This window comes from Ensifer sp. LC11 (assembly GCF_001695835.1).
GTDB lineage: Bacteria > Pseudomonadota > Alphaproteobacteria > Rhizobiales > Rhizobiaceae > Ensifer.
In genome coordinates this window covers 1-329 of the sequence record NZ_MBSO01000069.1, presented here as the reverse complement: position 1 = coordinate 329, position 329 = coordinate 1, and the positions used below count along the sequence as shown (strand labels likewise).

At 62.0% G+C, this 329-nt stretch carries 1 protein-coding gene; it reads left to right on the top strand.

Annotated elements, in window-relative coordinates; all coding sequences use genetic code 11:
- A partial coding sequence (locus BBX50_RS27850) for a 4Fe-4S dicluster domain-containing protein (RefSeq protein ID WP_201723534.1) occupies positions 1–329 on the top strand: 329 nt, incomplete at both ends.

Here is a 329-nt window from a genome sequence, read left to right as displayed (position 1 = left end):
CTCGGCGGTCTCGACATGTGGACCAACCAGCTCTTCGGCTTCTCCTTCTTCGGCACGCTGAAGCACGGCAAGACCGATGCCGCCTGCCTGGAGCCGGCCGCACAGCACCAGAAGATCGATTATCCGAAGCCGGATGGCGTCTTGACCTTTGACCGCCTGTCCTCGGTGTTCCTGTCGAACACCAACCATGAGGAAGACCAGCCGGTCCACCTGCAGGTGAAGGACATGGAGCTGCAGAAGCGCTCCGAGCACGATGTCTTTGCCGGCCCGTCGACGCGCTACTGTCCGGCCGGCGTTTACGAATGGGTGGAGAAGGACGGCAAGGACGT